Origin of the sequence: Paracoccus sp. KR1-242 (assembly GCF_049446195.1) — a bacterium.
GTDB lineage: Bacteria > Pseudomonadota > Alphaproteobacteria > Rhodobacterales > Rhodobacteraceae > Paracoccus > Paracoccus broussonetiae.
Window position 1 is genome coordinate 10,093 of record NZ_JBMSED010000002.1, and the last position, 22,760, is coordinate 32,852.

General features: G+C 59.7%; 21 protein-coding genes. 7 read left to right on the forward strand and 14 right to left on the reverse strand.

Features of this window, described 5'->3' with window-relative positions; genetic code table 11:
- The 7 genes from ACO2Q4_RS03615 to ACO2Q4_RS03645 all read right to left on the reverse strand — a co-directional run.
- Positions 1 to 794: calcium-binding protein (locus tag ACO2Q4_RS03615; protein WP_423317337.1), on the reverse strand; the 794-nt coding region annotated here is incomplete at its 3' end.
- Positions 795 to 1,041: 247 nt separating this feature from the next.
- A complete protein-coding gene (locus ACO2Q4_RS03620) occupies positions 1,042 to 1,959 on the reverse strand; it encodes an ABC transporter permease (protein ID WP_311761194.1) in 918 nt (305 codons plus the stop codon).
- Positions 1,960 to 1,963: 4 nt separating this feature from the next.
- A complete protein-coding gene (locus ACO2Q4_RS03625) occupies positions 1,964 to 3,247 on the reverse strand; it encodes an ABC transporter permease (protein ID WP_423317339.1) in 1,284 nt (427 codons plus the stop codon).
- A 106-nt stretch (positions 3,248 to 3,353) separates the two neighbouring features.
- Positions 3,354 to 4,424, reverse strand: coding sequence for an ABC transporter substrate-binding protein (locus ACO2Q4_RS03630; protein WP_311761196.1), 1,071 nt, complete (start codon positions 4,422 to 4,424; stop codon positions 3,354 to 3,356).
- Between the two features lie 66 nt (positions 4,425 to 4,490).
- Positions 4,491 to 5,624: an ABC transporter ATP-binding protein gene (locus tag ACO2Q4_RS03635; RefSeq protein ID WP_423317341.1), complete on the reverse strand. Its 1,134-nt coding sequence runs from the start codon at positions 5,622 to 5,624 to the stop codon at positions 4,491 to 4,493.
- A 359-nt stretch (positions 5,625 to 5,983) separates the two neighbouring features.
- Positions 5,984 to 7,144: an aromatic ring-hydroxylating oxygenase subunit alpha gene (locus tag ACO2Q4_RS03640; RefSeq protein ID WP_423317343.1), complete on the reverse strand. Its 1,161-nt coding sequence runs from the start codon at positions 7,142 to 7,144 to the stop codon at positions 5,984 to 5,986.
- A 4-nt stretch (positions 7,145 to 7,148) separates the two neighbouring features.
- Positions 7,149 to 8,303, reverse strand: a complete 1,155-nt coding sequence (locus tag ACO2Q4_RS03645; RefSeq protein ID WP_311761199.1) for an aromatic ring-hydroxylating oxygenase subunit alpha — start codon at positions 8,301 to 8,303, stop codon at positions 7,149 to 7,151.
- A gap of 131 nt (positions 8,304 to 8,434) precedes the next feature.
- Between ACO2Q4_RS03645 and ACO2Q4_RS03650 the strand changes: the two genes are divergently transcribed.
- Positions 8,435 to 9,358: a LysR family transcriptional regulator gene (locus ACO2Q4_RS03650; protein WP_311761200.1), complete on the forward strand. Its 924-nt coding sequence runs from the start codon at positions 8,435 to 8,437 to the stop codon at positions 9,356 to 9,358.
- A 4-nt stretch (positions 9,359 to 9,362) separates the two neighbouring features.
- Here the strand turns inward: ACO2Q4_RS03650 and ACO2Q4_RS03655 are convergent, their stop codons facing one another.
- The 4 genes from ACO2Q4_RS03655 to ACO2Q4_RS03670 all read right to left on the reverse strand — a co-directional run bounded on the left by ACO2Q4_RS03655 (position 9,363) and on the right by ACO2Q4_RS03670 (position 13,052).
- A complete protein-coding gene (locus ACO2Q4_RS03655) occupies positions 9,363 to 10,568 on the reverse strand; it encodes an NAD(P)/FAD-dependent oxidoreductase (protein ID WP_311761201.1) in 1,206 nt (401 codons plus the stop codon).
- Positions 10,569 to 10,633: 65 nt separating this feature from the next.
- Positions 10,634 to 11,308 carry a DUF1028 domain-containing protein gene (locus ACO2Q4_RS03660; RefSeq protein WP_311761202.1) on the reverse strand — a complete coding sequence of 225 codons (675 nt, stop codon included), beginning with the start codon at positions 11,306 to 11,308 and terminating at the stop codon, positions 10,634 to 10,636.
- A 4-nt stretch (positions 11,309 to 11,312) separates the two neighbouring features.
- Positions 11,313 to 11,729 (reverse strand): RidA family protein, encoded by a 417-nt coding sequence (locus ACO2Q4_RS03665; RefSeq protein WP_311761203.1) that lies wholly within the window; start codon positions 11,727 to 11,729, stop codon positions 11,313 to 11,315.
- Between the two features lie 51 nt (positions 11,730 to 11,780).
- Entirely contained in the window at positions 11,781 to 13,052 is a 1,272-nt protein-coding gene (locus ACO2Q4_RS03670; protein WP_311761204.1) for a flavin-containing monooxygenase, read from the reverse strand.
- A gap of 233 nt (positions 13,053 to 13,285) precedes the next feature.
- Here ACO2Q4_RS03670 and argE point away from each other — a divergent pair, with 233 nt between their 5' ends.
- Positions 13,286 to 14,443: an acetylornithine deacetylase gene (argE, locus tag ACO2Q4_RS03675; protein ID WP_423317348.1), complete on the forward strand. Its 1,158-nt coding sequence runs from the start codon at positions 13,286 to 13,288 to the stop codon at positions 14,441 to 14,443.
- A gap of 30 nt (positions 14,444 to 14,473) precedes the next feature.
- Positions 14,474 to 15,541: a LysR substrate-binding domain-containing protein gene (locus ACO2Q4_RS03680; protein WP_311761263.1), complete on the forward strand. Its 1,068-nt coding sequence runs from the start codon at positions 14,474 to 14,476 to the stop codon at positions 15,539 to 15,541.
- A 15-nt stretch (positions 15,542 to 15,556) separates the two neighbouring features.
- On the opposite strand, the gene ACO2Q4_RS03685 is transcribed toward ACO2Q4_RS03680, so the two are convergent.
- A complete protein-coding gene (locus ACO2Q4_RS03685; protein ID WP_311761206.1) occupies positions 15,557 to 15,874 on the reverse strand; it encodes a 2Fe-2S iron-sulfur cluster-binding protein in 318 nt (105 codons plus the stop codon).
- A 344-nt stretch (positions 15,875 to 16,218) separates the two neighbouring features.
- Between ACO2Q4_RS03685 and ACO2Q4_RS03690 the strand changes: the two genes are divergently transcribed.
- On the forward strand, positions 16,219 to 16,500 hold the full coding sequence (locus ACO2Q4_RS03690; protein ID WP_311761207.1) for a hypothetical protein: 282 nt from the start codon (positions 16,219 to 16,221) through the stop codon (positions 16,498 to 16,500).
- Positions 16,501 to 16,510: 10 nt separating this feature from the next.
- Here ACO2Q4_RS03690 and ACO2Q4_RS03695 read toward each other — a convergent pair whose 3' ends face one another.
- Entirely contained in the window at positions 16,511 to 17,551 is a 1,041-nt protein-coding gene (locus ACO2Q4_RS03695; RefSeq protein WP_423317350.1) for a LacI family DNA-binding transcriptional regulator, read from the reverse strand.
- Between the two features lie 186 nt (positions 17,552 to 17,737).
- Between ACO2Q4_RS03695 and sauS the strand changes: the two genes are divergently transcribed.
- The 3 genes from sauS to ACO2Q4_RS03710 all read left to right on the forward strand — a co-directional run bounded on the left by sauS (position 17,738) and on the right by ACO2Q4_RS03710 (position 22,123).
- Positions 17,738 to 19,147: an acylating sulfoacetaldehyde dehydrogenase gene (sauS, locus tag ACO2Q4_RS03700; RefSeq protein WP_423317869.1), complete on the forward strand. Its 1,410-nt coding sequence runs from the start codon at positions 17,738 to 17,740 to the stop codon at positions 19,145 to 19,147.
- Positions 19,144 to 20,706 (forward strand): AMP-binding protein, encoded by a 1,563-nt coding sequence (locus ACO2Q4_RS03705; protein ID WP_311761209.1) that lies wholly within the window; start codon positions 19,144 to 19,146, stop codon positions 20,704 to 20,706. The genes sauS and ACO2Q4_RS03705 overlap by 4 nt, the downstream gene beginning before the upstream one ends.
- Before the next feature lie 106 nt (positions 20,707 to 20,812).
- Complete coding sequence (locus tag ACO2Q4_RS03710) at positions 20,813 to 22,123, forward strand: MFS transporter (protein WP_395131645.1); 1,311 nt, start codon at positions 20,813 to 20,815, stop codon at positions 22,121 to 22,123.
- 82 nt (positions 22,124 to 22,205) lie between these two features.
- On the opposite strand, the gene ACO2Q4_RS03715 is transcribed toward ACO2Q4_RS03710, so the two are convergent.
- The gene (locus tag ACO2Q4_RS03715; protein ID WP_423317353.1) at positions 22,206 to 22,760 is read right to left on the reverse strand and encodes a class I SAM-dependent methyltransferase; all 555 of its coding nucleotides are present in this window, start codon (positions 22,758 to 22,760) and stop codon (positions 22,206 to 22,208) included.

The following is a 22,760-nucleotide window of genomic DNA, read 5'->3' on the forward strand; positions in this document are numbered from 1 at the left end:
AAGCCGCGGAAGGTGTCGTTTCCGTCGCCCAGATTGATCTGCCTGTAACCCGAGATTGAGGAGAAGCCGCTGATATCGATCAGATCATTCCCCGTCGTGCCGGAAAGCGTGTAGTAGTTGAAATCCAGCTGCTCGACGCTGTCCAGATAGCTGCTGTTCCACAGGACGCTGGAGGTCTGGATATGCGCCCTCAGCCGGATCGAGTCCGCGCCGTCCCCGCCAAAGAACCGGTCGGTCCCGAAATCGCTGGCCGTGATGTCGAAGACGTCATTGCCGGATTCACCATAAAGCGAGTCATTTCCGGACCCGCCGATCAGGGTGTCACCTCCCGCGCCGCCATAAAGGCTGTCGCTTCCGGTGCCGCCATCGACCAGATCCGAGCCCCCGAAGCCGCGGAAGGTGTCGTTTCCGTCGCCCAGATTGATCTGCCTGTAACCCGAGATTGAGGAGAAGCCGCTGATATCGATCAGATCATTCCCCGTCGTGCCGGAAAGCGTGTAGTAGTTGAAATCCAGTTGCTCGACGCTGTCCAGATAGCTGCTGTTCCACAGGACGCTGGAGGTCTGGATATGCGCCCTCAGCCGGATCGCGTCCGCGCCGTCCCCGCCAAAGAACCGGTCGGTCCCGAAATCGCTGGCCGTGATGTCGAAGATGTCGTTGCCGGATTCACCATAAAGCGAGTCATTTCCGGCCCCGCCGGTCAGGGTGTCGTTTCCCGCTCCGCCGTAAATGGTATCGCTGTCGGCACCGCCCTGCAGACTATCGTTGCCACTCGTGCCGGGGATAATAGCCATGGAATACTCTCATACTGAATGGAAAAAAATCAACACAAGCAATAACTTCATGTTTCGTTCCGGTGTCAAACGTTTTTGCAGCGTATTCAGCGTTGGCGGTAGGTGGAAAAATCCAACGGCAGAAGCATCACCTTCACGGAAAATCTCACCAAAGTCCCCCATGCCTGCACCGCGAGCCCTTGTTCTTTGCTGTGGATGCCGTTTGGGGGCCATTTGGGATGGAAAGGATCAGGGCGCAGTCCCCGCCCTAGCGAACGCCCGACTGCAACCTTTCGCTACGCCGACGAAGCAGTTCGACTGCCGTCAGCAGCAGGACCGAAACGATCACAAGGATTGTTGCGACCGACAGAATTGCCGGGCTGATACTTTCCCGGATGCCATTCCACATTTGCCGAGGAATGGTCTGCTCGTCGGGACTTGCGATGAACATGACGACGACGACTTCGTCGAACGAAGTGACAAAAGCGAAGAGCGCGCCTGAAATCATTCCGGGAAGGATCAGCGGCAACGTAATGCTGCGAAAGCTTACCCAAGGGGTGGCGCCCATCGAGGCCGCAGCACGCGTCAATGAATGGTCGAAGCCGGCAAGCGTTGCCGTTACCGTGATGATGACAAAGGGAATACCCAGAATTGCATGTGCGAGGATAATGCCGAGGTAAGGAACACCCCAGTCCTGAATGCGGATGGACGAGTAGAAGAAGAACAGGCCTGTCGCAGTGATAATGACAGGGACGATCATCGGCGAAATCAGGATCGCCATGATGATGCGGCGCGCGGGCATCTCTGGCCGGCTGAGACCGAGCGCCGCCAGGGTGCCGAGCGCGGTGGCCAACAGCGTCGAGAAGAAACCCACGATGATCGAATTCTTGGCCGCGGCGATCCATTGGGCATTCTGCCAGAGATCGCTCCACCATGAGAGGCCGCGTGCGGCGTCAGGTGCGTGCATCCCGGTCGTCAGCAAGGCATCATACCAGCGCATCGAGAAGCCGGTAGGATCAAGCGACAGCATTTTCTGTGTGAAGGTGAAATACGGCTCCGCATTGAAGCTGAGTGGTATCACGATCAGGACCGGCGCAATCAGGAACAGAAAGACGAGGCAGCACATGGTCCGACGGACAAGGTGCCACGTCTTTTCAAGTGGCGTGGCGTAGATTGGAAGCGACATGGGCTTATCCCAGCTTGATGTTGTCGATGCCGATGAGGCGGTCATAGAGCCAGTAAAGCAGCAGGACCGCCGCCAGCAGGATCGCGGCCAGCGCAGCGGCCATGGACCAGTTCAGGCTACCTTGCATGTGATAGGCGATGAAGTTCGAGATCATCTGGCCGCTTGCACCGCCGACCAGTGCGGGCGTGATGTAATACCCGACCGCCAGGATGAAGACGAGCAGCGTACCCGCCCCGATGCCCGGCAACGTCTGCGGCAAATATACCTGGCGAAACGCGGTCCAGCTACTTGCACCCAGGCTTCGCGCGGCCCGCGTGTAATGAGGCTTGATCGGGCGCATGACCGCGTATAGCGGCAGGATCATGAAGGGCAGCAGGATATGCACCATCGCGATCACCGTCCCGGTCTGGTTGTACATCATCGCGAGACGGTTGGTGGGGTCGACAACCCCTGAGGCGACGAGCGCGTTGTTGACCACGCCCTGTTCCTGCAGCAGCACCATCCAGCTTGTCGTCCTGACCAGGAGCGAGGTCCAGAACGGGAGAAGCACAAGGATCATCAGCAGGTTGGACTTGCCCAAGGGCAAGGTCGCCAGCATATGCGCGACCGGATAAGCCAGCAGCAGGCAGATCGCGGTGATGACCGCAGAGAATGTAAATGTCTTCACGAAATGGGACACATAGATTCTGCGGCCTTCTTCGACCCGAACAACCTTGCCATTCGTGTCGCGTGTCAGGTCCAATGCGGCCAGGAAGAAGCTCGTCGTATAGGCCGAGGATGCCGAGCGCATAGCCTGCCATAACGCAGAATCGCCCCAATCCGCGCTCAGGTCGATTGCCGCCTCGCGATAGGGCGGCTTCAGACCTTCGGCTTTGCGGGCTGCGGCGGTAAACAACGACCGCGAACCTGCTAGGTCGTAATTCACGCGCGTGCCGATCAGTCCGGCAGTCTTGTCTGCGCGCGCGTGCCGCAGGTCCGAAACCAGCGCTGCATACGCGGCCTCGTCGGGCGCGCTGTTCGGGTTTTCATTGAACCATGCTGACAGCACCGGCATGTTCGCCGAAAACGCATCATTATGGACTGAACGCAGCAGCATCTGTGCGATTGGCATCACGAAGCTGATCACGAGGAAAAGCAGAAGTGGCAACACCAGCAGCAACGCACGGCGCTTGGCCCGGACCTGAGCGGCGGCCAGCGCAGTTTTGAGCGAGCGGCCATCTGTCGTGAAAAGGCGGGATTGAGACGCGGTCACATTCGCGACCCCAAGGTTCGCAGAGACATCTGCCATGAACATTTCTCCGGTGTAGAAGATAGGGGCGGCCCGAAAGCGAACGCCGCCCCTTCATCGGACAATGAAAGCGAGATCCTTCAGATTTCCGGACGACTGCGTTGGATCAGTTGGTCAGCCAGGTGTTGAACCGCTCGCTGATCTCCACATCGCGGTCGACCCAGAATTCCACGGAAGACCGCAAAGCATGCTGGAGATTGGCTTCCGCGGTGGGCATGTTCTTGGCCATCTCGGTCTTGCCATCCTCGAACAGGCCGACCAAGGGCAGCGACGATTTGCGGGCCGGACCATAGCTGATCCATTTCGTCTGATCGGCTAGCCGCTGGGTTCCGGTGGCAAACTTGATGTATTCCAACGCCTTGTCCTTGTTTGGTGCGCCCTTGGGAATGCCGAAAAGCTCGTATTCGTAGACCTGACCGTCCCACACGACTTCAAAGGGCTTGCTTTCGGTGACGACGGCGCTGAACAGCCGGCCATTATAGGCGGTGGTCATCGCGACCTCTCCATCGGCCAGAAGTTGCGGAGGCTGCGCGCCGGCCTCCCACCAGACCGTTTGGGGTTTGATCTTGTCGAGCATCGCAAAGGCTCGGTCCAGTCCTTCGGGCGTCTCGAGCGTGGCATAGACCTCTTGCGGCGGAACGCCATCCGCCATCAGGGCAATCTCAAGGTTTGCCTTCGGGTTTTTGCGCATGCCACGCTTGCCGGGGAATTTTTCGAGATCGAAGAAATCCGCAATCGTGCTCGGCTTTTGATCGGCGAACTTACTGGTGTCGAAACCGTAGACTGTCGAGAACACCATCGAGGCAACTGCGCAATCGGTCAGTGCGCCATCCAAGAAATCCTCGGTCGCGGGGGTGCCATCGGGCGCCGCCGGCAGGCTGGCGGGATCGATCTCTTCGAGCAGGCCCTCATCGCAAAGACGCAGCGCATCGGTATATTCAAGATCCGCGACATCGACCGTGACGTTTCCCGATTCAACCATTGACTTGATAGGGCCGGCGGGATTGTCTGCCGAGGTCATCGTGATGCGGATCCCGGTTTCGGCCATGAACGGCTTGTTATAGGCCTCAACCTGGCTTTTTTCATAAGCGCCACCCCAGCTGACGACGGTTATGTCGGCATGTGCGGCACAGGCCAGAATCGAGAAGGCGCTTGTAAGCATCAGGAATTTCTTCATCATATCTTCTCCCAGGTGGATGTTTGTCTGACCTTTGCGGTCATGGTTATCGCGGGGGGGTGTATTTCAGAGAGGATCGAGCGCGCGAGCATCCTCGGAGTGCCAGCCGATTTCGATCCGCTCGCCGGGCGTGAAACGGCGTTGACCCAGGGTGTTCCGGCATTTCATGACGAAATCATCCGAGCCGGCGACCTTCATCCGGATGCGCAGCACGTCGCCCATATAGATCACGTCCAGCACTTCGGCGCCAATCCGATGCGCGTCCACCGGCATCATCTCGGGCTTGAACTCGACCCGCTCGGGCCGGATCGAGACCAGTGTCTCTTGTCCCGCAGAGCGGACATTGACGGGCGTGGCGTCGATCAGTTCGCCGGTTGCAAGGAGGACGGTTGCCACAGACCCGCCAAGCGTCTCGATGCGTCCGGGCAGCTTGTTGTTCTCGCCGATGAACTGGGCGACGAAGCTGTTGCCGGGACGTTCATAAAGCTCGGCCGGCGGCGCAAGTTGCTGGATGCGCCCGTCGTTGAAGACGGCGACGCGATCCGACATGGTCAGGGCCTCGCCCTGGTCATGCGTCACATACACCACGGTGATCCCAAGCTGCTCGTGCAGGCGCTTGATCTCGAACTGCATGTGTTCGCGCAATTGCTTGTCCAGAGCCCCAAGCGGTTCGTCCATCAATACGAGCTGGGGATCGAAGACGAGTGCGCGGGCCAGCGCGATCCGCTGCTGCTGGCCCCCCGACATCTGCGCCGGGCGGCGATTTACCAGGTTGCCCATTTGAACCATGTCCAGCGCGCGCATGATCTTCGCCTCGCGCGCGGCCCTGTCCAATCCCCGCACCTTCAGCGGAAAAGCCAGGTTCTCACCAACGGTCATATGGGGAAAAAGCGCGTAGTTCTGAAACACCATGCCGATCCCACGTTTGTGGGGTGGGACGGAATTGATCGGCCTGCCCGCAAGCCGTATCTCGCCCGAGGTCGCCGTCTCGAAACCTGCCAGCATCATCAGGCAGGTCGTCTTGCCCGAGCCTGACGGCCCGAGCATGGTCAGGAACTCGCCCTTTGCGATGGTCAGGTTCAGATCCTTGACGACCAGCGTTTCACCGTCATAGCTCTTCTGAACTCGATCGAACGAGACGAACGTATCCCTTGCGACCTCGTTTTCCGGACTGATCCGGGCTGCGGTAGCTGTCCTCAAGTCTGGCTCCCTGTATGGTTTTCGCGACGATCCGGCTTTTGGCGTATCGCCGTCATTCCGGTTATCCGCCTGTGAGCGCTTGCACCGGACGCGCTGGATTGGAGAAGTGCTGAACCATCATTGAAGCAGCGTTTCATTGGGTAAATTAACGTTTTCCGCAACTCTGATTAGGGCGATGCTAATCTTGAGCGATGCTTTGAAAACAGACCGATCCGCGCAGGCGCCAGCTTTCCGGCTGCGACCTTTATGGGCACTGAAAACACCTCCCCGGAAATTCGTCTGCTCGATTTCCGGGAAGGCCCTTGCTTCAGGCAGAATGCGAAATTGCCGGCTGTGAACGTCTTCAGCCGAACGCGATGTCAGCCGCCTGATACCGCGCGCAGCGGGGATTCGACTGATGGGATCTGTCGGCCCAGATAGCGGTAGAAGTCCCAGATCGTGCCTTCATAATCGCGCGGCGCCAGTTGACCCGACGGGGCATGTCGCGATGCGAGCGCCCGCTGCATCTTTTCCAGCTTTTCGCGGTCTTCGCGATTGACCTCGTGCCAAAGGGCGATCCGCTCTTCAAGCTCGTCCTGCGTCAGTTCGTCACCATAGGTCGACATCGTCCACCGGACGCGGATGCGATCGACAGCCAACGGCTTGATGGAAAACGACACCAGCAGCGTGGCCGCCTGACTGGCGATCTGAGTCGGGAAAAGATTGAACAGCGTCGAGCGCTTTCGCTCATCATCCGTCAGGCCGGGCGCACCCGCCCCCCTTGATGCGGCAGTTTCGGGATAATTGGCGCAGTAAGAGGTGAAGCTGTCATCCGACATCGATTTCCGGCTAAGCCCGGTCGGCGTATAGGGATGCAGCGTTTCCGGATGGACGACCGAAAGGTGATAGGCCTCCATGAAGTTCTCGACTAGGCATTTCCAGTTCGTGTGCCAGTCCTCCTCGAAACTGCGCACGATCCGCATCCGAGACGGATCATAATTCCCCAGCATGTTCTCAAGTTGGCCAAGCCGGGGTGCAAGGGGCGCGGCATCGTCATCGAGATTGACATAGATGAAGCCATTCCAGATTTCACAACGGAATGTGGGCAGGCTGCAATTCTTTTCCGTGACGCCCTTGTCCCTCATCCGCGGCGCGTTAATCAGCTGCCCGTTCCGCCCATAGGTCCAGGCGTGATACGCGCAGACGAAACGCCGGGTCGATCCCACCCCCTCGACCAGAGGCATGCCCCGGTGGCGGCAAAGGTTGGACAATATCCGCACCTCCTCGTCATCACCCCGCACGACGAGCAGCGGCTCGTCAAAGAGTTGCGTCACGAAATAATCTCCGGGCTTGGGAATTTCATCGGCCCGACCGAGCGCGTGCCATTCCCTGGACAGGAAGGTTTCGACCTCGTAGCGGAAATAGTCGGGGTCGGTATAGAAGCGGCCGGGCAAGCACTGGGCCTCATGCTCGGGCAGGGCTGCGATTTCGCGCAGCGTGTCGTTCATCGCATTGATCTTGGCAAGGTTTTCTACAGCCATTCGACTACTCCGCCGCCAACGCGAAAGAGCGCTCGAACCCGGCCGTGCGTTCGGCGATGTATTGCATGAAGTCATAGATCGGACGTTCCAGATAGGACAGATGGCCCGGTTGCGCCGCATCGGCATTCAGGCCTCGGAAAACCTTCTCGGTGCAGCCGCGATCTTCGAGGTTCACCTCATCCAGCAAAGTCTTCAGCGACGAGACATATTCTTCCGCGCGCGTATCACCCATGAACTCGGGAGACAGTCCGCCGCCGAACACCATCGCCACCTGTCCGGTCCCCTTCGGATGCAAGGAAAGATACCAGAAATAGCCGGGGGTCAGCGTGATAAGGTGGCTGGGATAGAGGGTCAGCAGAGCCGTCGTCTTGCGCCAGCGTCCTTCCAGACGGGTATTGTCCGGATGCGCATTGCCGATCGCAAGCGAGGCTTCCTTGGTGATCCAGTGATAGTTGAAGTTCCGCAGGCCCGGCGGACAGTCCATCTCTTCCAGCTTCGAATGCCCGCCGACCGTTGCCGCATGGCAGACCGGCAGATGATAGCTTTCCATGAAATTCTCGGCCAGCACCTTCCAGTTCGTATCCCAGACATGGGTTTCGCGGAAGCATTCGACGTAATTCTGCACCTCGTACTGGGCGATCATCTCCTCGACCTCGCGCAGTTCTTGCGCGACACTCGGCCGAGACTCGTCCAGCGTGATATAGATCCAGCCAAGCCATTCCTCGCAACGGATCTGTGGCAGGCGATAGCTCTCTTTGCAAAAGCCGGTTGTCTCGGTCATGAACGGCGCACCGCGCAGTTGTCCGTCAAGTCCATAGGTCCAGGCATGATAAGGGCAGACGAGAACCCGCTTGTTGCCGCTGCCTTCGACGATCGTGGACATGCGATGCAGGCAGACGTTCGAAAAGGCGCGGATCTGTTGATCCTTGTCGCGCAGCACGACAACCGGCTGTCCAGCCAAGTCGTAGGTCATGTAGTCACCCACATTCGGCAAACTGCTGGCGCGACCGACGCAGACCCATTCTTTCGAGAAAATCGCTTCCAGCTCACGCTGAAGGAAGTCTGTGCTGGTATAGACGGATGGCGGCATTGCACGGGCATTTTCCAGCGGGCGGCTGGCAGCTGCGAGCAATTCGTCAATGGGTTGAGCTGGCGACATGGCTGACCTCCTTATTGTTGTTGTCAGGTTTCACTTCGGCCCGAAGGTTTTGGGCGAAGCGGATAAGGAGAGCTTGACCTTTTTTTTAAGAAGGTAAAAATTCATATATCCTATGATAAGGTCGTAAAAATATGGTTCGCTTTACTTTGCGACAATGTGCCTATTTCCGGGCAGTGGCGGAGCAAGGCGGCATCGCACAAGCCGCGCGAGTCTTGAACATTTCCCAGCCTTCCATCGCTCAGGCGCTTGAAAAGCTGGAGGCCGTGACTGGCCTGATCCTGTTTGATCGCCATCACGCCCGCGGCCTGACCCTGACAGTCCAGGGCCGTGCATTCCTTGAACATGTCGTGCGGCTGGAGCATCAGGCTCTTCAGGTCGAGCGCGAGGCGGCGGCATTGGCTGCCGAGCTGGCAGGCGAAATTCGATTGGGCGTGTTCTGGACCCTCACCCCTTTTTTCGCCGCCGACCTGATCCGCAGTTTCGCCGAGGCAGAGCCCGCGCTGACCATTACGCCACGGGAAATGTCGCTGCTGGAACTCGCCGAGGCGGTGCGGGAAGGCTCCCTGGATTTCGCGCTCACCTATGACCGGGGTGCGGACACCGCGGGGTTGAACCTGCTCGAGTTGGCGTCCCTGCCCCCGATGGTGGTCGTATCGGCTGGACATCCCCTGGCCGAGCGTACTTCAGTCAGACTGTCCGAACTGGCGGATGAGCCATATGTGATGCTGGACGGTCCGGGCAGCAGGCATTATTTCGAGGAGCTGCTGTCGGAAAACGGCATGACTCCACGGATATCCTATGTCTCGTCGTCATTGGAAGCCGTGCGCAGCGCGGTCGCGGCCGGATTTGGTTTCACCTTCCTCGTGATGCGCCCGCCATCATCACGGACCTATGACGGGCGCGAGGTCAGGACATTGGCGATCGAAAACGATGTGCGACCCCTTCGCGTGGTTCTTGCATCGCGGGAGGGAGTTCACCGGGGCCTCGTCGCCCGCCGCTTTGCCGAACACGCGCGCAGCTATTTCGAGTCTGCGGTTCGACCGAAGGCGAGGTGACGGCCTATCGCATGAGGGATTTCAGGTCGGTGGCCATGTCGGCCAGAATGTCGGGATCGACGGTTCGACCGGACTCGATCAGCCGCTTGCCGACCATGAAGGCCTTCGGGTCGTTCATTGCGTCAACGGCCAGCAATCGGTCGGACGCGTAGTACCAGATGCTGGTCGGCACCCCCTGCCCGGCCCTGACCACGGTGCGATCATAGCCCGAGTTCAGTCCGGCGATCTGCAGCTTGCAATCATATTGATCGGACCAGAACCACGGCCGTGGCACATAGTCCTTTTCCGCACCCGTGATATTGGCCGCCACCAGCTCCGCCTGATCGATGGCGTTCCCGACGGATTCAAGCCGAACCTGCCGTCCGTCCAGCGGGAAAGACGCGCAATCCCCGGCGGCCCATACATTTTCAGCCGAGGTTCGTCCCCGCGCATTCGTGCGGATACCGTCTTCGATCATAATGCCCGCTGCAGATGCAAGCGCATCGCAGGGAGTTATGCCGATACCCGCAATCACGAAGTCTGCAGGCAACTCACGACCGTCGCTCAGCTTCACCGCCAGAACGCGCGTTTCGCCAAGGAGCCGATCCACGCCGGTCCCCTCAAGGATTTGCACGTCATTGTCGCGATGCAACCTGCGGAAGTAGTCTGCGGTTTCCGAAGCCGCCACCCGCTGAAGGATCCGTGGGGCCATTTCGACGACCGTGACACTCAGCCCAAGCTTGCGCCCGACGGCGGCGGCCTCCAGGCCGATATAGCCGCCGCCGATGATCACAAGCCTCCGGCCAGCGACGAACTCGGCACGCATCCGGTCGACATCCGACAAGGTGCGGACCGTAAAGACGCCTTCCAGATTGCCCCCGACTGCTGCAGGCAAGCGGCGCGGGACAGCCCCGGTCGCCAATACCAGCTCGTCATAGGCCAGATCGGCGTCGCCAAAGCGCACGCGCCTTGCGCCGGTGTCGATTGCGAGAACCGGCTGATCCAGCCTCAGGTTTATACGGTGTTCTGACCAGAAATCGGCCGAGCGCAGCCACAGCCGTTCCTGCTCAATGTCGCCCAAAAGATAGGCCTTGGACAAGGGCGGGCGCTGATAGGGCGGCGAAGGCTCGTCGCCGATTAACGTGATCTCGCCATCGAATTTGAGCGCGCGCAGTTTCACTGCGCATGCCGCGCCCGCTTGACCGGCCCCGATTATGACGACGTGCCACATGGATTCCTCAACTTTCTGGATATGTTGCGGAACCGGTTCCGCATGCCGGTGACATGGAAGGATCGTCATTCATCGCCCGGCACGCCATAAGACGGGGCTTCGCGCGGATCCAGCGCGCGTTGGACATAGGCGCCAAGCTGCGGCTTGTAGAGATCCCATAGGCTGGCGATGGCTTCGATCGGGCAGTCCTCGGTCCAGTCGCAGCGCAGATCGACCACGGGCCACGAGACCTTGTCGACGATCTTTATCCCTGCCGAGTGGACGGGGCCGGCTTCGCCCCCGACAGCAATGCCCGCACGCATGGCGGCAATCAGGCGGTCGGCGATATGGCCGCCTGCGGACAGAAAACCATCGACTATTGCCTGAGGCACACCGTCATTGGCCAACATGTTGCCGCCCGACGCGACGTTCTCAGCCTGTGCCTGGGTCCAGATCCCCAAGGAATTCGGACCGGAATGAATGGCTGTCAGACCATTTCGATCGACTGCCAGCACCTGCCGATATTCGATGAACCTAGCGGTGCGACGCAATTCGGCGACAGCCTCGGCGGCGCTGAGGCCATTCTCCATCAGGTCCAGCCCCAATGGACCCAAGCGGGGATCGGTCACATTCTGCGTTGCGACCGCACCTATCCCCGCACGGGCATAAGAGCAGCGCGCTGCGACTGCGGGGGAAGAGGACGAAATTGCCAGGCCGAGCATCCCCGTCTCGGCGCAGCGGGCGACAATAGAAAAGGTCATGGCGTCAGTCCGGAATGACGGCGGTGCCGTCGATTTCGACCAGCCACTCGGGACGTGCGAGTGCCTGGACCACAAGCCCGGTCGAGACCGGGTGAACACCCTTCAGATATTCGCCCATGGTGCGATAGACGGCCTCGCGGTGGCGCACGTCGGTAATATAGACGACGACCTTGACGAGATGTTCCATGCTGCCGCCGGCTTCCTCGATCAGTTGCCTGATATTCTGCATGACCTTGTGTGTCTGATCGACCGGATCGTGACTGTCGATATTCTTCGCGTCATCCAGGTTCTGCGGGCATTGGCCGCGCAACCAGACGATCCTTCCGCCCTCGGTGACGACAGCTTGGCACAGATCATTGTCGAGCCTCTGCTCGGGATAGGTTTCCTTGGTGTTGAACTTGCGAATGCGATGATGGGCCATGTCCATTCTCCGTGATACAGGGTGATTTGGGCGCAGAAGGCGACGTGCGGTTCAGACGCTTTCGGTCACGCGGGATGCGTGGCGGTGGTAATCCATGTATTTGCGCTGAATTCCGATCTGTTCGGCGACGTGCTTTGCGTCATGCCATACCCCCCAAATGAAGCTGGAGCCGCGGCGCGATTGCCAGGGCAGGCCCAGAAAATAGATACCGGGCACGACCGAGACGCCGCGGTGATGGATCGGTCTTCCTCTGTCGTCAAAACCGTCGACCTTGATCCAGCTGTAATCGACCGAGAATCCGGTCGCCCAGATGATCGTTCCTATCCCTTCCTTGCCCAGTTCCAAGGCGCGGATCGGATGCGTGATGCAGAAGGCATCGGTAACGCGCAGCCTCGCCTCCGGCTCCTCCGGCAGGTCCAGACCGTTTTGCGTGGCGAACACATCCGCCTCGTCAAGAAGCGAAAGATAGCTGGCATCGCCATCGTCAAGATTGCGGGCCAGATCATCGGCAAAGGACAGCGTGCCATTGTCCCAGCTATGTGTCATGCCAAGCAGCGTCATGCCCTGCTGGGCCAGTCGACGGAAGTCGATTGTCTCGCCACCCCGAGCGCCGCTGACCGCGATGGTGACATGCTCGGTGCCGGGCTTCGGGGCCGACATGTCCCATCTTCCCAGAACGCCCAGCCACCAGCAGAAATCCCGACCGCGATATGCACGCGGGGGGCGGTCGTGGGGACCGACCGAAAGATAGACCTTGCGACCTGCACGCATGAGCTCGTCTGCGATCTGGACACCCGACGATCCGGCACCGACGATCAGAACGCCACCTTCGGGCAATTGCCGCGGGTTGCGATATTGCGCGGAATGTATCTGGAGGATGTCGGTCTCTCTCGGGACAACGGGGGGGATAACGGGTTTCTGGAACGGGCCGGTGGCGGCGACGATGCGCGCGGCCTCGATGACACCCTGCGAGGTGGTCACGGTAAAGCCGGGACGTCCGGTGTTTCGCCGGACCTCGCTGACCTCGACGCCACAGCGGATGGGGGCGTCTATCTTTCTGGCATAGGCTTCGAAGTAATCGGCGACCTGGTCCTTGCCGATGAATGCGTCCGGGTCGTCGGAAAACTCCAGACCGGGAAAGCGGTCATGCCATGCCGGTCCATTCGCCACAAGCGAGTCCCAGCGCCCGCTGCGCCAGCGTTCGGCAATGCGATCCTTTTCAAGGACCAGATGGGGCACCCCGGCGTTCCCCAGATGCTCGCTCATCGCAACGCCCGCCTGACCGGCGCCGATCACGAGCGTATCGATCTTCTCCACTGACATTTCAGCATCCTCTTCCGGATTGATGGGGCGCGTTCAGACCGCAGCCCTGTCAATTGGAAAAGCTAGCCGTGCCTCCCCAACGCGAAAATTACGAAATCAAAGAGCAACGGTTAGGCTTGTCCTAAACCCGGTGCTTAGGCTTTTCCGCAGCAACAACATGGAAGAAGCTCTTTTTACTCTGCCAAAGGATAGGGAAAGATAAGGATCGGAAAATCCCAGCCCGGCAGGAGGCCATGACCAAGCCCTATGACCATACACTGGAGCTGCTGGATCGCCTGATCGCATTTCCGACCGTCAGCGCCGAAAGCAATCTGGCGCTGATCGATTTCGTAGAAGATCATTTGCGCCTGTGCGGTTTTCAGATCCATCGACTTCCCAGTCCGACCGAACCCAAGGCCGGCTTGCTGGCCCGGCTGGGCTCTGGGCAAGGCGGTATCATGCTGTCCGCACACAGCGACGTGGTGCCGGTGAAAAGCCAGAACTGGACCCGACCCGAATTTACGCTGACAGAAGACGGCGACAGGCTGTACGGCCGCGGTACCACGGACATGAAGGGTTTCCTCGCCTCCATGCTGGCGCTGGCTGGACGTGCGCGAGGCGCAAACCTGGGACAGCCCCTGATGCTTTGCATCTCGTATGACGAAGAGGTCGGCTGCACCGGCATCCGCGAGATGATGCCCGGCTATCAGGCTTTGGGCTGGAATCCCGATCTGTGCATCGTCGGAGAGCCGACGGGCATGCGTCCCGCCATCGGCCACAAAGGCAAGATGGCCTTTCGCGCCACCTGCCGCGGTAAGGCGGGCCATTCCTCGCTGGCCCCGAAATATGCGAATGCACTGCATCTTGCGTCGGACCTGCTCGCTTGCCTGCGCCGCATTCAGGAAGCCTACGCAGCAAGCGCGGGGCAGGACGATGCCTATGACATACCCTATTCGACCATTCACGCGGGGCGGATGCAGGGCGGCGCGGCCCTGAATATCGTCCCGGATGTTGCGACCGTGGAGTTCGAGCTGCGTCATATCGGCGGAGACGATCCGACCGACTTCATCGCGCGGCTGGCTGCCGAGATCGCGCCTGTGCTTGTGCCATATCGGGAAGTCTGCCCCGAGGCGAATATCTTCATCGAGACGATCAATGCCTATCCGGGCTTCGCCGTCTACAAGGACGATCCGATCGTTCATCGGATCGCAGCGTTCAGCGGGAATCCGGGGCCGATCAAGGTCGCTTACGGCACCGAAGCCGGATACTTCGCGGGGATCGGGATTCCGACAATCGTATGTGGGCCAGGCGATATGGAGGGGCAAGGCCACAAACCGGACGAGTATCTTGAAATCGCTCAGTTGGCTGCCTGCGACCGGATGCTTGATCGTGTGCTTGAAAGCCTTGGCTGAACCCAGCTCCCTCAGACGCGCTTGGCTTCGGTGTTGCAGCGCGGCGGCCGCGGATCATTTACAATTTCATTGTACCGCGACAGGCTGGCATTCGCGGCGGAGTGTGTCCGCCGTGTATCATTTTCGAGGCCATCAATCGCCTCAGGACCGGGATGGACGATGCCCCTTCGCTATACACTGCGGCAACTGGAATATTTTGTCGCCGTGGGCGAAACTGGCAGCATCGCCGCGGCGTCTCAACAGGTGAATGTCTCATCTCCCTCCATCTCAGCCGGCATCTCCCAGCTTGAGGATGAACTGGGGGTAAAATTGTTTGTGCGGCATCACGCACAAGGGCTGACCCCGACTTTGGCAGGGCGCAAGCTGTTGGATCATGCCCAGACCGTTCTGCGGCAGGCGGGCGCATTGCGCGACCTTGCAGGTGATCTGTCGGGAAGGGTGAGGGGCCCGTTGGCGATCGGCTGTCTCAGCACATTCGCGCAAGTTGTCCTGCCGGGACTGCGCCGCAGTTTCGTCGAGCAATATCCCGAAGTCCGGATTTCGCAGATCGAATCCGATCAGGCCGAGCTTTTCAGCCTGCTACGTCAGGCCAAGATTGACCTTGCTTTGACCTATGATCTCGACCTGCCCAAGGATCTGCATTTCACGCCGATGATCGAATTGCCGCCGCTGGTGGCATTGGGCGAAGGGCACCCATTGGCCCATCTTCCGAAAGTGTCGGTACAGGAACTGGCACCCTTCCCGATGGTGCTTCTGGATCTGCCGCTCAGCGCGGACTATTTCCTGTCGTTCTTTGCGAATGAGAACTTGCGCGCCAATGTCGTCGAGCGGACCCGTGATGTCGCCGTAATGCGCAGCCTTGTCGCGAACGGCTTTGGCTATTCCATCGTGAATGTCAGGCCGATGCACGATGTGGCGCCAGACGGCAATCCAATGAAATTCGTGCCCTTGGCCGGACAACAGCGCCCAATGAAGCTTGGATTGCTCATGACGAGGGGAGTTGAACGCAGCCGGCTGCACAAGACCTTAATCGAAAGCGCGAAATCATGGATCGGGACGCAGCGCAGCAAGCTGGTGGGGCAGATCCAGGCTGACTAGATCGCGGGACGCCTGTCACGCGCCCGGCACCTCAAGAACCATTCCGTCCATTTCATGGGTGGCAACGATCTGGCAGCTGAGGCGGCTTGTCGGCGTCCGTCCGGTTTCAACGATATCCAGCATGTCTTCTTCCATTGCGTCCGGCTTGCCCGTCAGTTCGACCCATTCCGGCGGCACGATGACATGGCAGGTCGCGCATGCAAGATTGCCGCCACAATCGCCGAAAATGCCGTCGACATCGTGGTCACGGGCGGCTTCCATCAGGCTTTGGCCCGCCGTGACATTGATGGTGATGCTTTGTCCGGATGCACATTTCCAGGTGATTTGCGTCATTTCGGTTCCTGTCGAGATATTGGCCAGCCCATGCCCGCGACTTGCCCGTTTGCGAACCGGCATCGGGATCCAATGTTCGATGTGGGTGCTGAAATGGCGGGGCACAGTGCATAGGGGCATGATGCTCATGCAAGAAATGACGCCACCCACACGATTGAGAAAGTAGGCTTTGCTTCATTTCAGCTTAGTCGCGGCCGAAGCCCGCCACCCTCGCCTTGCCAGTGGCCGAGAGTGCTGCCCCACTCCCCTGTCCAGCTGGGTCGTTCCGCGGTGCGAATGTAGGCGCCGGGTCGAAAACTGGGCTGATCGCCCTGTGGAACGGTCTGGCGCTTGGCGCAAGCAACATGACCGGGATCGGTGTCGCCACCGCCACGGCTGGCATCGTCGCAGGCACCATCGCCCTGACCGACCCTGGCCTGATGATGACCGAGTTCGTCGAATTCGTCTCGGGCGGGAATGTCTTCGTGGTGCTGATCATGGTGGCGGAGATCAGCCTTGTGCTTGTCCTCGGCATTCCGACGACGGGAAATTGCATCCTGATTTCCAGCCTCACTTCGCAGCCAGATATGTCTGTCCCGCGGCGAAGGCTGCGCCCCCACGGGGCACGAATCCGACAGCTTGCCTGAGGCGCTCTCCCTAGCCCTGGCGCAGCTGCCGAGAGATGCCTGTGCTGCCGCGCATGACGAGCTCAAGATCTATCCGGCTAGACCTGATGGCAGCATGTTCGCCGGTTTCTATGACCCGCAGGATTTCCTGTCCCGCAGAAATACCGATAGATTGCGCGGGAATGCGAACAGATGTCAGCGCGGGCTCCATCTGCGCAGATCCGACAAAATCCCCAATACCGATGATCGACAGTTCTGCCGGCACGCGGATACCCAGACGGGCCGCCGCATAGACAGCGCCCTGAGCGATCACGTCATTACAACATAGCAGGGCCGATGGCCGGTCCGGGCGGTTTAGTATCGAGATACAGGCAGATTTCGCCTGGGCCACGCTATAGGGCACGCGTATCTGCCGACGCGTACCAATTTCGGCCCCGGAAGCGCGAAACGCATCCAGCGCCGCCATCATGCGGTCGCGTGCACGATCATTCTCAATCGTTTCGGGAAATATCAGCGCAACATCCTGATGACCAAGTGCGATCAGGTGTTCGGCCGCGATCCGCCCCGCCTCGCGATTATCTACGCCGATGCAGGGCATGGCTGCGTCGACTGCATGGTTCCAGATTGCAAGACAGGGCACCGGCTGCTCACCAATCAGGCGGAAAACGCCCGAATGGTGGTCAAATCCAACCAGCACCAAAGCATCTACCCGGTGTTCCAGCAGCTTCCGCGCCAGCTTGTATTCCACCTCAAGGTCATAGCCATGCGATGCCAGCAGCAGCGTATAGCCCTGCGCGCTGACAGTCTCGTTGAAGGCCTGAATCACCTCGGCAAAGATCGTATTGGCAAGTGTGGGAATTATCACGCCGATCGTGGCGCTGCGCTTGCCATGCATCGCCGATGCCGCGCGATTGCGGATATATCCCGACTTCTCGATTGCCAGTTCAACCTTGCGCCGGGTGCCCGGACGCACCTGATCGGGATGGTTGATCACACGGGAAACCGTCGCAGCCGAAACGCCTGCAAGTTTTGCAACGAAAACGATATCTGGCTTAGACAATTGGTTTTCCATCTTAATATTACGCTATGATGTTTTTTTATGAAAACATTTGCAACCATATTTTCATGACCTAACCTTGTTGGAATGCGGTCGGAGGAAACCGCGTCTCACAGGAACTCTGCTGCACGCATTCCGCGCGGCCCGTAAATAGAAACCCCTGGCCGTCATGCGGCACAGGACCCAGAGATCATGACCCAGATGAATATTTCGGACGAACTGGTTTCGGTCGATGCCATGCTTGCGCGCGCTCGTGCAGCTCAGGCCGAATATGAACGGGGGGGCAGTCAGTCACGCTATGATCGTGCCGCCCTGGCCGCCGGGTGGGCCGTCATGCAGCCCGAGCGTAATCGAGCCTTGGCCGAACTGGCCGTGCGCACGACGGGCCTTGGGAACGTGGCCGACAAGATCACCAAGAATCATCGCAAGACGCTTGGGCTGCTGCGTGATCTGCAGGATGCCGCGACCCATGGAGTGCTGTCCGACGATCCGCAAACCGGCATCATCGAGCTGGCCCGCCCAATCGGCGTGATCGGGGCCGTCGTGCCTTCGACCAATCCAGTGGCGACGCCCGCCAACAACATCATAAACGCGCTGAAATGCGGAAATGCGATCGTGTTGTCGCCCTCACCAAAGGGGGTTGAGTGCTGTGAGATGTTGCTTGGCTTCATCCACGCGGAATTCGACAAGCTCGGCGAAAGCCGCGATCTGGTGCAAATGCTGCCCGGCCGCGGCAGCAAGGACAAGACGCAGCGCATGCTGGAACTGGCCGACTTGGCAGTCGTCACCGGCAGTCAGGACAACGTCCGGCGCGCCTATGAAAGCGGCACGCCTGCAATCGGGGTCGGCGCCGGAAATGTCGCTGTGATCGTCGATGAAACCGCCGACCCGTCAGATGCCGTGGCAAAGATCATTGCATCGAAAACCTTCGACAATGCCACCTCCTGCTCGTCCGAGAACGCGCTGATCGTGATGGATGCCGCATATGGCGACTTCGCAAAGGAATTCGTGGCGCAGGGTGGTGCGATCATCCCCGAAGCAGGTCAGAATCAGATCGTGGACCGCCTGTGGCAGCGCGGTCATCTTAACCGCGACATCATCGCGACGGATGCAGATTTGCTGATCCAGCGGCTGGGCCTGAGTGACAAGGTTCCCGCCGCTACCCGCGTCATCGCCGTTGAAACGCGGGGCATCGGGCCTGAGCATCCCCTGTCGGGCGAAAAACTTAGCCGGGTCGCTGCATTGTATCGCGCCCGTGATTTCGACGATGCCATGCAGATCGCACAGCGTATTCTGACCCATCAGGGCGCGGGGCATTCCATCGGCCTGCACACCGCCAAGCCAGAGCGCGCAATGGCATTGGCGCGTGACTTGCCGGTGTGCCGGGTGATCGTCAATCAGGCACATTGTTTTGCAACCGGCGGCTCTTTCGAAAATGGCCTGCCGTTCTCGCTGTCAATGGGCTGCGGCAGTTGGGGGGGCAACTCGATCGATGCCAACCTGCACTGGCGCCATTTCATGCAACGCACGCGGATCGTGCGCCCCATTCCCGCCCGCGAACCCAGCTTGGCCCAGATATTCGACAGCTATTGGCAGGAGGTGGGGCGGTGATATTCGATATCCGACATCCTCCGGCAGGCACCGTGCGTGACTGGATCGACGCATTGGCCGACACGCGGGGCGACAATATCAGCCATGTTTTCCCGGATACGGACACGACGATATCATGGGCAGAACTGCGAGATCAGGCCGCCATGATCGCAGAGCGTCTTGCTGGCATGGGCGCGCTGCGCGGCGAAAGTATCGCCATCATGATCCCGAACGGACGTGAAGCCGTCCTGGCCCTGATGGGCGCGCTTTATGGCGGATTTCGCGCCACACCGATCAACCTGGCCGCTGGGGCCGAGGCGATCGGCCACGCCATCACCCATTCCCGCGCACGTATCCTGCTTTGTGATCATCGCCAGCGCATGCTTTTGGACGAGGCATTGAAGGGGCGCGATGCCGCCCCAGTGGTGGTCGAATTGGGTGCGGATTTCGACTGGCCCGCATCCGCGCAACGCCGCGCCCTTGATAGGGTGCACAGCGATGACGATGCGCTTCTGATGTACACCTCGGGCACCACGGGACGACCCAAGGGCGTGCTGCATAGTCACGCCAGCCTTTTGGCGGGTGGATGGAACACCGCCCTGGCCCATTCCTTGACGCCGCAGGATCGCGCCATGTGTGTGCTGCCGATCTATCACATTAATGGGCTTTGCGTGACGATCCTCGCCCCGCTGCTGTCGGGCGGATCAGCCATTGTCTGTGAGCGGTTCTCGGCCAGCCAGTTCTGGCAACGTTGCCAAACCCATGGCGCGACGTGGTTCTCAGTGGTTCCCACGATCATTTCGCATCTGCTGCATGGCGCAGCGGAACCCTCAGCCACTTGTCGCGACGCCATGCGGTTCGGGCGCTCGGCCTCGGCGGCATTGTCCCCAGAGGTGCATTCTGCCTTCGAGGCGCGCTTTGGTATCCCGATCATCGAAACGATGGGCCTGACAGAAACTGCCGCCCAAATTCTGTCAAATCCGCTGCCGCGACATGGCAAGCGGAAGGTCGGATCGCCTGGACGGCCGATCGGCAACGAGGTGGTGATCCTGTCTCCCGATCTGCAAATCCTGCCGCACGGCACCGCAGGCGAGATTGCCGTGCGCGGCGCAAACGTGATGCGCGGCTATCTGGACGATCCGGCAGCGACCGAAGCAGCGATCACCCCTGACGGATGGCTACGCACGGGCGACCTGGGGCGCCAGGACGCTGAGGGCTTTGTCTTCGTCACTGGCCGTTCAAAGGAAATCATCATCAAGGGCGGTGAGAATATTTCTCCGCGCGAAATAGACGAGGCGCTCTACGCCCACCCGGCGGTGGTCGAAGCCGCCGCCTTTGCCCGCCCCTGTCCGCGCTACGGTGAAACCATCGAGGCGGCAGTGGTGCTGCATGAAGGATCGGACCCCGATCCCAATGAACTGATGCAGCTTTGCGAAATGCGGGTCGGCAGGTTCAAGACGCCTGACCACATCCACCTGATGTCCGAACTGCCCAAGGGCCCCTCTGGGAAGATCCAGCGGCTGAAGCTGGCCGAAATGACGACCTCAACGCCGAAAGGAGAAAGCCACCGAACAGGCTGAGAACAAGCCAGCCCGATTGCGCCCATGTCGGAGGAGGACAAGGCGCAACTCCAGGGCGGGATCAAAGGGCTCAATCACAATGTCGGGCATGGTCCAGGGAGGAGATATGCTAAGACTGACGAGAGTTAGAACCACGGACAGGATTCTGTTCGTGATCTGCCTGATGTATCTGGTGACCTATATAGATCGCGTGAACATCAGCACCGCAGCCCCAGCGATGCAGGAAGAACTCGGGCTGAGCAATTTCGAACTGGGACTGGCTTTTGCCGCCTTTGCCTATCCCTATGCGTTGTTCCAGATTTTTGGCGGCCGACTTGGCGACCTGATGGGGCCACGCAAGACGCTGTTGATCTGCGGCACGATCTGGTCGGCTGCGACCATCATGATAGGATTCGTCGAAGGCGCAGTCTCGCTGGTGATCGCCCGCGTTCTGCTGGGCATCGGCGAAGGGTCTGCGTTCCCGACCGCGACGCGCGCCTTGTCCAGTTGGATGCCCGCGGAAAAGCGCGGCTTTGCCCAAGGCATCACGCATGCTTTCGCGCGCTTCGGCAACGCCGCCACGCCCCCGCTGATCGCCTTTCTGATCGTCGCCTTTTCCTGGCGCGATTCCTTCATCATCGTCGGCACGGTCAGCTTTGCCTGGGTAGTGCTGTGGTGGTGGTACTTCCGAGACGATCCGCGCGATCACCCGGGCATCACGCAACCGGAACTTGATGCCCTGCCCCCGCCCAGCGTCGCGGCCAAGCAAAAGAGGCTGCCGTGGGGGCCGCTTTTGCGACGGATGTTGCCGGTGACCGTGACGGACTTCTGCTATGGATGGACGTTGTGGTTGTTCCTGAACTGGATCCCGTCCTATTTCCTGCATCAACACGATCTTGATCTGAAGAAATCCGCGATCTTTGCGGCGGGCGTCTTCTTTGCCGGGGTTGTGGGCGATCTTGCGGGAGGCTGGCTGAGCGATGGCATTCTGCGCAGGACGGGCCGGGTCACGCTCGCACGGATCAGCGTAATCATTCTGGGCTTTATCGGAGCGTTTCTTTGCATGTTGCCGGTCGTTTTTTCGACCGATCTCATGACCGTCGCGATCGCTCTCAGCGCGGCCTTCTTTTTTGCCGAGCTTATCGTGGCACCCATCTGGGCAACCCCGATGGATATCGCGCCGCAATACTCCGGCACGGCCAGCGGCTTCATGAACTTCGGCTTTGGCTTGGCGGGAATGGTTTCGCCCATCGTCTTTGGGCTTATTATCGACCTGACAGGCCGCTGGGATCTTCCCTTTGCTGCATCCCTGATTTTGCTGCTCGTTGGTGCTGCAACCGCGCTTCTCATCCGGCCGGACAAACCCTTCCAGGATCCATCCGTTAACGACGCAATTGAGGAAGACGGCGGACTATCGACAGCCGTGACTGCCAAATAGACCTGCTCGCTGCGGTTGAACGGTTCCGGCATTAACCAAGTTGGGACCGTTTCCCGGAGGACCCGTTGTGGTTCACGACCGCTCAGCGGATTGCTTCGGTATCGGACCTCTCGATCCAGCAGGCATCCAGACAAGTGTTGCAGCCACCACGATCGGGTGTTCGAAGGTGAAGACGAGATCGCCGCCGGGCATCAGTGCACCGTACGTCGCACCCATCAGCCACTCGGAAATTCCAGACATAGTTGAAGATCAAAGCACTATAGGCCAAATCGAAGGCTGCTTCCGGCAGTTCGAGTGTGTCGAGATCGGCAATGCGATAATCGATGGCGGCATCGTCAGTTCCGGCCCGTGCCCGGTCGATCATGTCCCGCGAGAGATCGGGCCCCCGCACTGAGACCGCACCGTTCTCGCGGAGCCAGCGGGGTGCCATGAACCTTCGCACCGCTATCGTAATGTGCTGATACCAGATGGCGTCCAAACGGATCTGGACCCAATAGAACGGCTCTGGTTTCGGGCAGATGGCTGGCTTTTCAGTGACGACTCCGTTGCGGATGCCTTCTTCGCACCCGGCTGCCCGGACATATGTGGACAAGCATCGCGAGCATTCTTTTTGTGCCGATGGATGGAAATTGGTCAT